Here is a 14700-nt window from a genome sequence, read left to right as displayed (position 1 = left end):
GCGCCGCCCCGCCCGCCGCCGCGGGACCGCGCCTGCCCGGCGCGCCGCCGGTCCTGCCGCAGACGGGGGCACCGCCGCCGACCGACCAGCCGCGCCGGGTCACCGCCGCGCACGCCGGAGGCGCCTACGGGGAGCAGGACCTGCCGTTCCTGCTCGGTGAGCGCGGCTTCCGCCTCGTCGTCACCTCGTCGGGCCCGGGTGCGCACCAGCTCACCGGGCACGGCGTCGACGCGATCGCGTTCCACCCGCAGTCCGGTGAGATCTGGCTGATCGACAACAAGGCCTCCGGCTACCTGGACCCGGCCGAAGGGGCGAAGGCGACGGCGCTCGGCAAGAACCTGCGGAGCAGCCTGGAGGAGGCGGTGGCCAAGGTCAGGGCCATGCCCGGGTTCCCGGAGAAGGCCGACGTGGTGAAGCGGCTGGAGGGCTCGCTGGCGGCCGTCCGGGCGGGGCGACCGGTACCGGCCGAGCTCAAGGTCAAGCTGAAGGTGACCAACGCGGGCGGCTACGCGTCCGGCGTGCGGAAGCCGCCGCCGGGGGTGGAGTTCGAGGACCTGGTCGGTCCCGGAATCCGGTCCGCGCGAGGGACCGACATCGCCAAGGCCGAGGCGGCCGGGGTCAAACCGGGGCGGCCCGCCTCCCACGCGCAGACCGAGACGATGCGCCGCAAGGTCGGCGGGGCGGTGTCCCGGCAGCCCGTGCGGGTCCCGGTGAGGGTCCGCCTGTTGAGCGGGCTGCGCGGAGGCGTGTTCGGCCTGGCCAAGATCCTCACGGCGCTGGTGTGGAATGTGATCCTGGCCGGGATCGAGGAGGAGTTGGAGGCCAGGTGGGTCAAGACGTGGACCGAGCCGCAGTTCACGGCGATGGAGCCGGAGATCCGCTCCCGGATCGAGAACCGGTTCGACGAGCTGGTTGACCTCGGGCTGGCCCACCCGGGCAAACCGCTGTACGCCGTCGTGAGCACGCTCGTCACGATCGAGCGTAGGGGCGGGCGCCGGCGGGTGGTCTGGGCCGACGCCACGCTGACCTCGGTGACCGTCTCCGCCGAGCGCGTCGCGCTCACCGACACCTCGCTGGAGAAGGGCGGCAACCCCTTGACGGGGTGGTGGTGGCACGACCTGATCCGGACGAGCTCCTCGATCGAGCTGGAGCCGTTCACCAAGGCGGAGCTGATCGCGGTCCTGGACGACCGGATCGCCGCGGTGGAGGAGGCGCAGGCCTCCCGGTCGGTGTCCGATTCCGGGGCGCTGGCCGCGCAGCGGCGACGGGACGACCTGCTCGCCGCGCGCGCACGACTGGAGCGGGAGCCGTGACCCCGGGCGGCGGGACCCTCACCATCCGCCCGCACCCGCCGGAGGCGGTGACGTTCGACGGTGCCGTGGACGGGCGGCTGCGACCGGCCCTCGAAGAGGTACTGCTGCGCGCGGTCGCCCGGGTGGTGGAGGGCCTCCAGCCGGCCGACCTCCAGACGGTCGGAGCCCTGCCGGCCGGCCCCGCGCCGCTCGTAGCGGCGCCGTTCGTAGCCGTACCGGAGGCGGCGCCCGAGCGGGGCGAGTGGGTCGAACGGGCCGAGCCGTCCGAGCCGTCCGAGCCGTCCGAGGCGTTCGAACGGTTCGGACGGACGGAGCCGGCGGGTGCGCTCCGGTTGTCCTTCACGCTGCCGGCGGACCTGCTGACGGATGCCGCGGAGCCGGCCACGGAGGAGACGGCCGTACCTGCGGAGCCGGGCCCCGGCCCGCAGACCGGGGAGCCGGCCGCCGGGGAGCCCGGAGCCGAGAAGGTGGGCACCGGGGAGCAGGGCAGCCCCGCCCCCGCGCCCGTCGCGCCGAGGTCGCCCCGCCCCGGGCGCGGCCCCGCTCCCGCCACCCGGCCGGCGGCCCCGGCCCCGGGGAGCGCAGCCGGGCAGACGCCCGAGGCGGCGCCCGCGTCCGCCCGGGAACCGCAGTCCGCGCAGGAACCGCGGTCCGCGCAGGAGCCCGGGGCCACCCCGGAACCCCAGGCGCCCCCGGACGAGGCCGGGGAGGTCCGCGACGAGGTGATCGAGGGCCCCAGCGGCCTGGAGGGTGCGGGCGTCATGGTCCTTCCGGGCACCAGGATCATCGCGCTCGGCGGCGCGCCCCGGCACGTCGTGGCGTCCACCCTCGCCCGGGCGCTCCAGCTGGGCAGGGCGACCTTCGGCAGGACCTCGTTCGCGCTGCTGGAAGGCCCGGTGGGCGCACGGGACAGTCGGATCCGGGCGGTGGCAACCGATCCTCCCCTGACCAACGAGGATGTGAAGCAGACCACCGAGCTCCCCGCCGGCATGGCGACGCGCGTCGTCGAGGGCCGCTTCCCGAGCTCGGTCAGGGACACGTCCGGACACCGTCACGACGTCCTCGCCGTGCTGACGAGGGAACACAACGTCGCGCTCTTCGCCGACCGGGAGGTCGGCCGGCGGTTCTACGGCCGACTGGCCGCCGAAGGGCCGGAGCTGTCGGAGGAGGAGCTGCGCGCACGCGTCCTGGACGAGCTGGACCGGCTGGTCGAGCAGGGTCTCGCCGGCGACGAGGCCAAGCTCGCGCAGGCCGCCGAGCGGCTGGCCGAGCTGGGCGCGGAGGCGTTCGAACTCGCCGGGTGGCCGACCAAGACCGCCTACCTGGAGGTCCTGGTCAAGGTCTGGACCATGGAGCGGCACGAGCGGGCGATCGTCGAGATCATGCGCTCCCTGCAGAGCGTCTCGGAGCTGCGCGCGGTCATGGAGCGGCTGCGGGAGGCCGGGATCGCCACCCGGATGTTCGAGGACCTCGGCCCGGCCTTCTGGGACCTCCTGGTCACCGTCGGCGAGCGCTTCGGCTCCAAGGAGAAGCTGACCGTCGAGGTCGTCCGGAAGCTGTTCGAGGAGGCCTTCGCCCTGGAGCCGAGGCCGCCCTCGGCCTCGCTGAGCGGCTGGGAGACCGTCGAGGAGGCGCTGGCCGGGCTGGGCGAGAGGCTGGAGAACGAGATCGATGCCGCGGTCGGCGCGGTGGAGGGCCTGCTCGCCGGGATGATCGACGGCCTCAAGATGCTGGTGACCGAGCCCGACCAGGTGGTCGTGGGCCTCGCCCAGCTGGCGCGGATGCTCGCGCTGTTCGAACTCGCCGGGTGGGGCAACAAGGCCGCACAGGCCGAGTGCGCCGTGCTGGTGCGGCACATCGGCGCGAAGCTGGTGGCCGGCCTGCGCGGCGCGGCCGTGCTCAACGTCGGCGAGAAGGTGTTCGCCAGGATCAGGTGGGCGCTGGCGGTCGAGGTGGCGTCCTGGTTCATCGGCATCGGCGAGCTCAAGGCCGCCGCGGAGGCCGTCGGCCTGACCGAGAAGCTGACGCTGCTGGCCCGCCTGCTCGGCCTGGCCGGCGCGGTGGCGAGGACGACCGAGGGGGAGGCGGCACTCGCCCGGCTGAGCCGGCTGGCCCGCGCCCTGCACTCCGGCAGCGCCGTCCTGCGGGAGCTCAAGGGCGAGAGCGAGGTACTGCGGCTGCTGGAGCACCTGCCGGCCGAGGACGTCGAGGCGCTCGCCGCCGTGGTCAAGCGCGTCGAGATCGCCGAGGGCGCCACACTGGCGCAGCTGGCCGGGCACCCGGAGCTCGGCCCGGTGGTCGAGCGGGTGCACCGTCGGGCGGAGATCCTGCAGACCTTCGCCGCCAAGTCGGGCGGCCTGGTCGAGGAGCTCGGCCCGGCGTTCCGCCGGCTGGTCGGCCCCGGCGGCTTCGAGGAACGGGAGATCGCCGCGATGGCGCAGGCGCTGCGGCCGGGCGAGGGCGGGAACTTCCTGGCCGCCCTGGAGCGGATCGGCTACCGGCGGATCGGCCCGACGGGCGAGGTCGGCGCGGAGTTCCTCACCGCGCTCGCGGCGAGCCCGCGGGCGATGGACGGGGTGCGGGTGGTCGGCCCGCGGGTGGTGCAGGCGGCCTTCGCGCGGTCCGCGGGCGACGCGGCGGTGTTCGAGGCGATCCTGCTGGACATCGCCCGGGCCGAGGACATGGCCCGGCAGCAGAGGAAGCTCGGGACCTTCGCCACCGTCCTGGAACGCCTGGAGGCCGGGGACACCGAGGCGTGGGCCAGGATCGCCGGCGCCAAGGCGGTGCTCACGAAGGTCGAGCGTTCGGAGGTGCTGGCGCGGATCAGGTCGATCAGGCAGCGCTACCGCAGGCTGGCACGCGACCCGGAGAAGCTCGACCGGCAGCTGAACCACATCCGGGACTTCTCCCGGAAGGACCCGGAGCGGGCGATGGGCGCGCTGGAGAGGTTCGAGGCCCGCAGTCCCGACCGGGCGGGCGCGCTGAGCATCGAGGAGCAGCTGGCCCGGGACCTGGAGGAGGCCGACCTCTGGGCGACCGAGGAGGAGAAGCTGCTGCTGCACCCGGCGGGGGAGGTCCCGCCGCAGGCCCTCGACGTGGGCACCCAGCGGCACAAGCGCACGGGCACCGACCGCCCCACCGAGGCGATGCGGCGGAACATGCCGGGGCCGCACCCGCCCGGCCATCCGCTGCACCACATCGTCGAGGAGGGCGACCCGCGCTCGGAGATGATCCGGCGCATCCTCGACGAGGCCGGGATCGACGTCCGCGAGGCCGAGGCGAACGGCATCCACCTGCCGCGGACCACGATGGATCCGGGCATCGTCCCCGAGGCCCTGACCCTCCACCCGCCGCTGCACACCAAGGGGTACCGCAAGGAGCAGGTCCGCCGGCTGGCGGAGGCCAGGCGCACCGGCACGGTCGAGGCCGAACTCGCGCGCTTCAAACGGGAGATCCAGGAGGGCCAGTTCTTCCACATCGAGTCCGCGGCTGACAAACGGGAGAGCTGGGTGGACTGGGTGGTGCGCCACCGGGACGAGTTCGACCACATCCCGGACGACGAGTTCGAGGAGTGGGTGGAGTCCATGCGCCGGGCCCGCCCGTCGGGAGAGAGGTAGGCCCCCGCCATGGTCACCGGTGTGAACATTCCCGTCCTGATCGGGGCGGTGCCGCTGTTCACGGTCACCAGCCTGACCCTCAACGAGGGGTACCAGGTCGCCCGGATCGCCGGCAGCAAGCTGGCCCAGCTGGTGTCGCCGACGGCCCGGACGATCTCGGTCGAGGCGGTGCTGGTGGGGCAGAGCCGGCTGGTCTACAAGAAGGGCCTGGAGGCGATGGCCCTGACCTCGCGGGTCCTGGCGCCGGCCGCCGCCCCCCTGATGAACCTCGCCGGCCTCCCGGTCGTCTGCGGGATGACCATCAGCCTCGACATGCAGATCACCAGCCTGAAGTTCACCCAGTCCAACCAGAAGCGCGACGCCATCGACGTCAGCATCACCCTGGAGCACGTCCCGCGCTCCAGCATCACCGCGGCCCTCGGCGAGGCCCTGGACCTGTTGCTGGCCGCCGGGCTGACGGCTGCGCCCAGCGTGAGCGGCATGGTCCCGGTGGGGCGACAGTTGGGAGGCTCGCTGTGAGCGCGCTCGACTTCCGCCGGCTGCCCGTCGAGCCCGACGAGGGCCTGCCCCAGGCGTTCAGCTGCCCGATCGGCGGGGTCGGCTACGACTTCGGGCTCTACGCGACCGTGCACGCCGGCGCCGACGACCCGCCGGAGACCCTCTACGACCTGGCCGCGCCGGCCCGGATCCGCGAGCCGACCGGCCCGCCCGGCTACCTCGTCCTGCGGGTGGTCGGCCCCGGCCCGGACGGGCCCCGGGTGCTGTTCCTGCGCAAGCTGGTGGCGGAGCCCGAACTCGTCCACCACGCCGACCGGCTGGCGATCCGGCTGCTGGAGGCCAGGCTGGCCCGCGGCAACCTCAACGGGCGCGGCCACTTCGGCAGCGAGATCGTGATCGGGGTGGCACTGCGATGGGCGTGATCCTCTGGTACCAGGTCGAGTTCCCGAAGCTCAGGCTGAAGGTGTCCAACAACATCGCCAGCGAGGCGGCCCTCAGCGACGCCGAGATCACCGTCAAGTACGGCCTGGGGCAGCCGGGCCGGTTCGACCTCCACTTCGCCGCCCTGCCACTGGCGGCCCAGCGGGCGCTGGGCAGCGAGCTCACCGGGGAGCGGGGCGAGCGCAAGGGCGGTACCGAGATCACCATCACGCTCGGCTACCTGGAGTCCTCCGGCTCCCGCGAAGCCGTCCTGAAGGGTCGGGTGGACTCGATGACCGTCTCCAAACGGCTCCCGCCCCTCGGCGTGCGCCTGACCGGCTACGAGGAGGCCTCCTTCAAGCTGATCAGCACCCGCAAGGTCGACGACCAGAGCGCCGAACCCGAGATGGCCCGGGTCGTCGGGAAGGACACCACCCCCGCGAAGCTGGCCGAGCACATCGCCGACGCCGCCGGGGTGAAGCTGGCCGAGAAGGCGACCCCGACCGAGCCGCAGCGCCCCAGCATCAACATCGACGCGCCGAACGCCTTCGGCCTGCTGGAGGAGCTCGCCCGCCAGTACGACGCCGAACTCCTCGTCCAGGACGGCGAGGTGCAGTTCGGCACCGCCGTCACCTACCCGCCCAAGGTCGGCCTGCCCGTGGTGCCCAACCCGGCGGCCGTCCTCGCCCTGATCAGCGGCGAGGACACCCTGCTCGCGCCCCGGGGCATGACCACCGCCCGGCTGGCCGAGTTCCAGCCGATCCAGGTCGGCGCCACCGGCAAGCAGCGGGTGGTCTCCGACCTGCCGGAACGCTCCTCGGTGTCGGCGTTCGACTTCACCGTGCTCGGCCTGCCCGGGCTGCGGGCCGGGCAGCGGGTGGCGGCGAGCGTGCAGGGGTACGAGAACCCGCTGGAGGGGTTCCGGATCCTGGAGCTCACCCACTCCTTCTCCACCAGCGCCGGCTATGTCTGCACCGGGCGGGCGGCCGCCTTCCAGGAGAAGGGCGGCAACCGGTGCAACACCGAGAGCGCCCGCAAGGCCGACCCGCTGGCCATCGCCGAGGCGATCGTCAGCAAGATCCGCGATGAGCACAAGCTCGCGCCCTCGGTCGACGTCGGCGACGTGAGCGGTGCCAAGCCCGGCAAACGCGTGGCGAGCCTGCGCTACGGACAGCGCCAGGCCGAGGACATGGGCGCGCCGGCCTCGCCCAGCGTGGACCTGCCGGTCGTCGGCGGCGGTCCGACGCTCGACGACAAACCGCTGGCCTCGCCGTTCGCCTGGCACAAGGTCGGCCTGTCCGTCCCGGTCTACGAAGGCATGCGCGGCCTGCTCAACGAGGTCCGCGACGAGCGTGAGGACACCGTCGTCACCGGGTTCCTGTGGGCCAACGGCCCGGCGATGGACCGCCCGAAGGCGCGCGCCGGCGACTGGTGGCTCTGCCTGCCCACCGAACTCACACCCGGCAGCACCCCCCGCCCGACGGGGAAGGGCGCGAACGACCTCACCGCGGCCGACGGCCGCCGGATCGTGGAGGCGATCGGACTCAAGCTGTCGGTCGGCCGGAAGAACTGCTCCGACGTCGGAGAACGGCCCACCGAGGGCCCGGCGGAGGAGTTCCTGATCAGCCACGCCTCGGGTACCGAGGTGCGGATCGACGAGAAGGGGGGCGTCACGGTCACGTCCGCCCCGGGCGCCGAGGTGCGGATCGACGAGAACGGAGGCGTCACGGTCAAGTCGGCCTCGGGCAAGAGCGTGACCCTCACCGACGGCCAGGTCAGCCTGACCGTCGGGAACGGGAAGGTGGCGATCGGCTGATGGCACTCGTCCTCGTGGAGGGCGCGACCCTCCTCTGCTCGCACGGCGGGCAGACCAAGCTCCTCGGCGGTGACCCGAAGGTCACCGTGCAGGGCCACGGCGTGCTCCCCGGAGGCGCCGAGGCGGGCTTCACCTTCGGGGCGGCGGAGGTCCCCGTCCCCGGCATGGTCGCGCCCTGCCCGGCGAAGCAGCCGGGCACCGGCGCGCCCCAGCCGTGCGTCCTCGTCGGTACCGCCACGCCCGCCGGGCTGGCCGTCAAGCTCATCGTCGGCGGCAGGCCGGCACTCCTGGCCAGCGCGACCGGCACCACCGTCAGCGGCCTGGGGCCGGGCACCTGGAGCGTCGCCGACCCCGGCCAGAGCGTCCTGGAGGCGAGCTGATGACCGACCTCGGCACCCTCGTGCCCGGCACCGAGCTGCCCGGTGTCCCCGACTTCCGGCTGCCCGCCCGGTCGGGGCCGCCCCAGCCCGGCACCCCCAGCCTCGGCCGCAGCCTGCGCGCCGACGCCGGCGACCTGGTCATCGACGAACGGACCGGCGGCCCCGCGATGGTCGAGGGCCTGGACGCGCTCGCCCAGGCCCTCGTCCTCACCGTCGAGACCCAGCTCGGCAGCGACCGGCTCAACACCGCGTTCGGCTTCGACCGGCTCGCCGTGGGCCGGTACGCGCTGGGCGTCCACGCGCGCAAGGAGTACATCAAGATGCAGCTGGTCCGCTGCTTGAGCGCCGACCGCCGTGTCACCGACGTGCGGGAGGTCTTCTTCGAGGACGACCCGCGCTTCTTCGAGCTCCGTCCGGCACTGGACGACGCGGCCCGCGAGCGGATCGTCGGGGTCGCCCGGGCCCGTCGCGCCTACACCGTCTACGTCGTCCTCGAAACCGTCGCCGGCTCCACGCTGACCCTCGAGTCGGGAGGACGCCTTGACTGACCAGGCCTCGACCGGCCGCGCCTCGACCGACGGGTTCGGCGTCACCGCGGACGGCTTCGTGATCAAGGGCATCGACCGCATCGTCGCCGACCAACAGGCCCGCGCCCGGGCCGTGTTCGGCAGCGACGTCGACCTCACCTCCGGCAGCGCCCTGCGCAAGGTGCTGGACGCCGCCGCCGTCCACGTGCACGAGCTCTGGCGCGGTCTGGAGGACCAGTACTACGCCAACTTCGCCACCACCGCCCAGGGCCCGAGCCTCGACCTGCTCGGCACCGACCTCGGGCTGGAGCGGCGCCAGCTCCAGGCCGTCGGCGCGGTCGCCGTGACCCTCGCCGGCCTCGACCCCGGACGCCCGCTCGTCCTGCCGCAGGGCACCATCCTGGAAGCCCCGGCCACCGGGGACGCGCCCAGGGCCACCCTGCGGACCACCACGGCCGTCCGCCTGACCGCCGACGCGCCGCCCGCCACGGTCGCCGTGCGGGCCGTCCCGCGCGGACCGGAGGGCGACGTCCCGGCCGGCCGGGAGCTGCGGCTGGAGCCGGTCTGGGCCCGGGCCCACCTCAACCTGGGGCCCGCGGAGATCACCGTCACCTGCCCCGAGGCGATCGGCGGCGGCGAACTCCTCGAACCCGACGACGTCTACCGGGCCCGCCTGCTCGGCGTGCCCCGCACCCTGTGGACCCAGGACGCCGTCCTGGCGCAGATCCTGGACATCCCCGGCGTGCGCGACGCGGCGATCTTCGACCCGCTCGGCGGCGTCGACGCCTCCCGCAGCCGCTTCTCCACCTACCGCTTCGGCCAGCGGGCCTTCTCCGCCGGGCGGCCCACCGGATCGCCGTACTACTTCGACGTGGTCGTGGCCGTCGAGCCCGGCTGGCCCTGGCAGCACGAGGACGGCGGCATCCCGCCCGTCCACGACGCCGTGGTCGAGGCCGTCCGGCAGTGGCGGCCGGTCTCGGTCTTCCCGAACATCAAACCCGCCAACCAGGTCGACGTCGGCATCCGCGCCACCCTCGTCGTCCAGGCCGGGCACGACCCGGACGCCATCCGGGGGGAGATCCTCGCCGCCGTCACCGCCGGGGTGGACCGGCTGCGGATGGGCCGGGGCGTCCTGCACTCCGACATCGTGCTCACCGTGCGCTCCACCGCCGGCGTGGTCGACGTCCAGAACCTTCGACTGCGCCGCGGTGCCCCCGCCTACGCCGACATCGGCTTCGGCGGCGCCGACTTCGGGAGCGCCGAGGAACTGTCCGTCGGCGAGAACCTGCGGCTCGCACCCGACGAGATCGCCCGGTTCGCCCTCGACAGCCCCCTCATCGACATCCAGGTGGCAGTCCAATGACCGCGGAGTTCCTCGACACCATGCGCGGCGGCCTCACCCCGGCCTACGACCGGGGCATGGAGCGCCTCACCGTGGCCCTCCACGGGCACCCGGACGGCACCCTGCGCGCCGTGTACGACTCCGGCTTCCAGGCCTACCGGAACCGCTGGAACCGGCTGCCGGACTCACCCCGCCTCCTGCTCGCGCCCCGCGCGGACACCACCGAGCCGGTCGCCGTCGAGGTCCTCCTCACCCGCCCGCCCGGGCCGGACGAGCAGCGGGTGACGGTCCGCTTCCCGGCCGGGTGGCCCGCCGGTCAGGGCAAGGTGGTGGAACCGCCCGGCGGCGGGCCCACCCACCGGGTCCGGCTGACCGGGATCAGGCCGCTCCCCCCGGCCCCGCCGACGGCGGCGGACTGGGAGGCCACCCTCCTCCTCGGCAACCTCGCCAAGCTCCTCTGGGTGATCGGTTCCGACTACGAGGACCTCACCCGGCGCCTCACCGAGGTGTCCGCCCAGCGCTACGCCCACCGCGCCCACGGCGCCAGCCTCGACCTGATCGGCCAGGACCTCGGCGCGCCCCGCTTCCCGCCCCGGCCGCACACCTGGGACGGACGGACCGTCGCGCTCTACCACCTCGACGACACGGCCGCGCCCGGCACCGAGGTCACGGAGGTCGCCGACGCCGCCGCGCGCTTCGGCGTCACGCCCCACCACGGGCGCAACCGGGGCGCGCTCGCCGGGCGGACCGGCCGGTTCTCGAACGCCTTCGAGTTCACCGGGACGAGCAGCGTCACGATCGCCCCCGACCAGGCCTTCGACACCGGCCCGGACACCTCGCTCACCGTCGAGGCCGTCATCCGGCCCGCCCGGCCCGGCGCCGGCGCCGGTAGCGGACCCGGCACCGGCGATGGGCCCGGGGCCGTCATCGCCAAGCGCGCCCTGCTCGACTCCGCGGCCTCGCCCGGCTGGTCACTCACCGTCGGACGCTTCCGCGGCGTCGACCGGAACCTCAGGCTCTCCCTCGCCGACGACGCCGGACGCACGCTCGACCTCTTCGCCGACCACGACCTCGGCGACGGCCCCTTCCACCACGTCGCCGCCGTGATCGAACGCCTGCCCCGCCCCCCGGGAGCGGCCGACGGCCCCCGTCCCGCCTCCGTCCGGCTCCACCTCGACGGCGCCGAGGTCGCCCGACGACGACCGGACCGGCTCGGCGCGCTCACCAACGACCAGCCCGTCGTCATCGGCCTCGGCCGGGAGACGACGCCCACCGGCACGACCGGGGCCGGCTTCACCGGCCTGCTGGAGGAGATCCGGATCTCCCGCACCGCCCGTACGGGCTTCGACCCCGTCACCGGCGAGAGCGACCGGCACTACCGGATGCGGCTGGAACTCTTCCAGCGCTGGCTGGTGCCCACCGCCGACTCGCTGACCCGGGCCCTCAACCGCCCCGGACCCGACGGCGAGGCCCAGCCGGGGATCGAGATCGACGAGAGGGCCGGACGGCCCGACACCGGCACCCTGGAGCTGCGGATCCTGCCGCGCCCGCTCGGCCGCGGCCAGAGCGTCACGGCCGGCGGCGACCAGCGCGCCACCGAGGCCGACACCGTCGGCACCCCCGAGGACGAACCCGACTTCGACCCGGGCTGGCTCTGCCGGCACGACGCCCGGACCGGCCTCGACCTCGGCCCGGACCCCGACGGCGTACTGATGCAACTCGGCGTCGAGGACGCCCTGGACGCCCTGCTCGACCGCCTCGCCGGCCTGCCCGGGACACTGCGCGTCCTGCGCGCCCACGACCCGGCCGCCACCGACCTGCACCGGGTCGGACGGGCGCTGCTGCTGCGCCACACCACCCTGCCCGCCGGCGAACTCGCCGTGCACGCCCACGCCGCCGGCTTCGGCTGGGTCCGGCACACCCACGAGGGCCTGGTGCACGCGGCCCAGCCGCCCGGCCCGGCGTTCCGCATCCTGGCCGGCCCGCCCGGCCGGCGGGTGCGGGCCGGTGACTCCGTACCGCTCGGGCTCGAACCGGGCCCCGACCGGCTCGCCGGCGCCGGCGTCCGCTGGTCCGTCACCCGCTCCGGCCCTGGCGAGGCCACCGTCGGCCAGGGAGTCCCGGCCGTGCTGACCGCCGTGGCCGCCGGGGAGGTGACCGTCCAGGTGGAGGTCGCCCGCGCCGGCCACGTCCGCGGCGGCAGCCTCGCCCTGCGGATCGGCCCCGCCGTCGGCGGGCTCGCCCCCGGGGCGTCGATCGACCGCCACGGCCGGACCGGGGTCACCGAGGACCAGGCCGCCGGGCCGCCCGAGGAGGACTTCGAACCCGCGAACCTGCTGGTCCGCACCGAGGACCTGCTCGGCACCCGCCGCACCGTGGACTACGGCGAGGACCCGGCCCACCGCAGGATGCAGAGCGTCACCTCCCACGCCCTGGACCGGCTGCTCGGCCTGCTCCCCGCGACCGGCGCCCTCGTGGTGGCGGCCGGCTTCGCCCCGGACGCGGACGGCCTGCGCGCCCAGGGCCGGGCGCTGGAACTGCGGCACTCCGTGCTGCCCGCCGGTGAACTCGCCGCACTGGCCTTCGACGCCGGGTTCGACTTCGTGAAGGTCGCCCGGAAGGCCCCGCCGAGCGGGCGCGTCATCGAGGTCGCGGTCGCCGCCGGCGAGCCGATCGAGGTCCGCGGCCCGGCCGAACTCGCCGCCGGCGAGCGCGCGGTGGTCACCGCCGAGCCGCACACCTCACCCGCCGACGCCTGCTTCACCCCCGACGGCGCCCGCGTCCACCTCTCCGATCCCGGCAGCCACCGCATCGCGACCTTCACCGTGGCGGCCGACCGCCCCGGCGGCTTCCCCCGGCTCGCCTTCGCCGGCTCCACCCCGGTCACCCCCTTCCCCGGAGCGCTCGCCCAGGTCGGCGGCCGGCTGTACGTGGCGCACCGGCCCGGCGGGTCCGTCTCGGTGCTCGACCCGCTCACCCTCGCCCCCGCCGCCCCCGCCCTGACCGGCCCGAACCCCGTCGCCCTGGGCACCGACGGCAACCGGCTCTACGTCGCGTACGCGGGCGACGGGACGCTGCGCGCCTACGACCCGCAGACCCAGCCGCCGGCCACCACCACCCTGACGCTCCCGGCCGCTCCGCGCGGGCTCGCCGTCAGCGCGGGCGCCCCCGCCCTCGTCGTCCTGCTCGACGGCGGCCGGTTCTGCCGGGTCACCCGGACCACCCTGGCGCTGCAGGGCACCGTCATCGGCACGGGACCGGGCACCGAGGCCCTGGCCGCGGCCCTCACCCCGGACGGGGCCAAGCTGTACGTGGCCCGCCGCACCACCGGTCCGGGCGGCGGCACCGTCTCCGTCCAGGTCTACCCGGCCGGCGCGACCACACCGAGCGCCACCATCGGCGGGTTCCCGCCCACCACCGTGCCGCTGACCCTGCGTGCCGCCCCCACCGGCCGGCACCTGTACGTGGCGACCGCGGGCTCGGACTCGGCGGCCGGGCGCGTCCACGTGATCGACACGGCCACCGACACGCTGCTGCCCCGGGCCCTCGACCCCGGCGGCGACTGCCGCGCCCTCGCCGTCGGCCCGGCGGCAGCGCCGTACGCGCCGTGCCTGCTGGCCGCCCCGCAGGGCGCGGCGAGCGTCCTGCTCGCCGACCCGGCGGCACTGTCCGGGTCCCCGCCCCGGCCACCGCGACTGGTGTCCCGTCAGGTGCTGGGCCCCGGCGGCGGCCGGGAGCTCTCCTGGTCGGTCACCCCGTCCTCCGGGCCGGGCCGGGCGGCGATCGCCTCGCTCAGCGACCCGGTCAACCGGGTCGAGGCGCGGGCGCCCGGCACCGTGCAGGTCCGGGCGAGTTACCTGCCGGGTGACGGACTGCGGCCCTACCAGTGCGAGGCCCGGCTCGCGGGCGCCCTCGACGCGGACGACCAGGTCTTCCTCAGCAAGGACCGCTACGACCTGGTGCTCAACGTCCTCAACTGGTTCCACCCGATCGGCGTGGAGTTCCGTACCGAACGGCTGCGCTCGCACGTCCGCGAGCTGTCGGGCGAGGAGGCCGACACCGACGTGCTGCCGGCCTACACCTTCCCGACGTACCACCGCCCGAACGAGCTCCCGTCCCGATCCCCCGCCCGATTCCTCCGACCGGACAAGGACGACGACCGATGACCGACGAATACGTCCCCAAGTTCTCCCACACCGACTGGATCGACAACGAGGACCGGGTCCAGGCGGGCGGGGAGAAGGGCATCAACATCCGCTTCCACAACCTGGAGGACGAGTTCAAGACCCTCGCGGACCAGCACCTCAACCCGCTGATCCGGTCGATGGTGCGCAAGGAGTCCTTCCTCTCCCTGGTGCCCATCCTCACCCCGACCCGGGTGCCCGCGAGCGGCACGGCGCCGCCCCCCACACCCTGGGTGATCCTCACCGACCAGGCGCAGAAGGTCGCGGACGCCACGGAGGCCCACGGCGTCATGAACGTCGTCCTCCCGGAGGGGGTCGAGCTCAGGTCGCTCCTGGTGCTCGGCACCAAGCCGCCGAACGACACCGGCACCCTCACCGTGACCCTGCGCCAGAAGGACTTCACGGGCGCCGGGGCGGACGACATCGTCAGGGTCACCGCCCTGAACGCCTCGACCCCGGTGCCGGTGGCCACGGTCGTCACCAACAGGACGCACCGCTACTTCATCACCGCGGACCTCATCGGCGCCGCGGCCAACGGGGAGTCGGTCAAGCTCTCCTGTTTCCAGATCACCTACCGGTGACCGTCCGACGCTCAGCGAACTC

At 74.7% G+C, this 14700-nt stretch carries 10 protein-coding genes; all 10 read left to right on the top strand.

The window, feature by feature from the left end:
• A partial coding sequence (locus tag ACWEQL_RS24215) for a hypothetical protein (protein WP_452152395.1) occupies window positions 1-1313 on the top strand: 1313 nt, incomplete at its 5' end.
• The gene (locus ACWEQL_RS24210) at window positions 1310-4930 is read left to right on the top strand and encodes an AHH domain-containing protein (RefSeq protein ID WP_452152394.1); all 3621 of its coding nucleotides are present in this window, start codon (window positions 1310-1312) and stop codon (window positions 4928-4930) included. The genes ACWEQL_RS24215 and ACWEQL_RS24210, both read left to right, overlap by 4 nt.
• 21 nt (window positions 4931-4951) lie before the next feature.
• Window positions 4952-5449: a hypothetical protein gene (locus ACWEQL_RS24205; RefSeq protein WP_452152393.1), complete on the top strand. Its 498-nt coding sequence runs from the start codon at window positions 4952-4954 to the stop codon at window positions 5447-5449.
• Window positions 5446-5850, top strand: coding sequence for a hypothetical protein (locus ACWEQL_RS24200; RefSeq protein WP_452152392.1), 405 nt, complete (start codon window positions 5446-5448; stop codon window positions 5848-5850). Before ACWEQL_RS24205 ends, ACWEQL_RS24200 begins: the two co-directional genes overlap by 4 nt.
• The gene (locus ACWEQL_RS24195) at window positions 5841-7664 is read left to right on the top strand and encodes a hypothetical protein (RefSeq protein WP_452152391.1); all 1824 of its coding nucleotides are present in this window, start codon (window positions 5841-5843) and stop codon (window positions 7662-7664) included. The genes ACWEQL_RS24200 and ACWEQL_RS24195 overlap by 10 nt, the downstream gene beginning before the upstream one ends.
• Window positions 7664-8044, top strand: a complete 381-nt coding sequence (locus tag ACWEQL_RS24190) for a hypothetical protein (protein ID WP_452152390.1) — start codon at window positions 7664-7666, stop codon at window positions 8042-8044. Before ACWEQL_RS24195 ends, ACWEQL_RS24190 begins: the two co-directional genes overlap by 1 nt.
• A complete protein-coding gene (locus tag ACWEQL_RS24185; RefSeq protein WP_452152389.1) occupies window positions 8044-8592 on the top strand; it encodes a hypothetical protein in 549 nt (182 codons plus the stop codon). Before ACWEQL_RS24190 ends, ACWEQL_RS24185 begins: the two co-directional genes overlap by 1 nt.
• A complete protein-coding gene (locus ACWEQL_RS24180) occupies window positions 8585-9934 on the top strand; it encodes a baseplate J/gp47 family protein (RefSeq protein ID WP_452152388.1) in 1350 nt (449 codons plus the stop codon). The genes ACWEQL_RS24185 and ACWEQL_RS24180 overlap by 8 nt, the downstream gene beginning before the upstream one ends.
• Window positions 9931-14079 (top strand): hypothetical protein, encoded by a 4149-nt coding sequence (locus ACWEQL_RS24175; protein ID WP_452152387.1) that lies wholly within the window; start codon window positions 9931-9933, stop codon window positions 14077-14079. The genes ACWEQL_RS24180 and ACWEQL_RS24175 overlap by 4 nt, the downstream gene beginning before the upstream one ends.
• Window positions 14076-14678 (top strand): hypothetical protein, encoded by a 603-nt coding sequence (locus ACWEQL_RS24170; RefSeq protein WP_452152386.1) that lies wholly within the window; start codon window positions 14076-14078, stop codon window positions 14676-14678. The genes ACWEQL_RS24175 and ACWEQL_RS24170 overlap by 4 nt, the downstream gene beginning before the upstream one ends.
• Window positions 14679-14700 lie beyond the last annotated feature (22 nt).

The organism is Kitasatospora sp. NPDC004240 (assembly GCF_053603215.1).
Note: the sequence above shows the minus strand (reverse complement) of the source record. Positions and strands in the feature narration are given on the sequence as shown.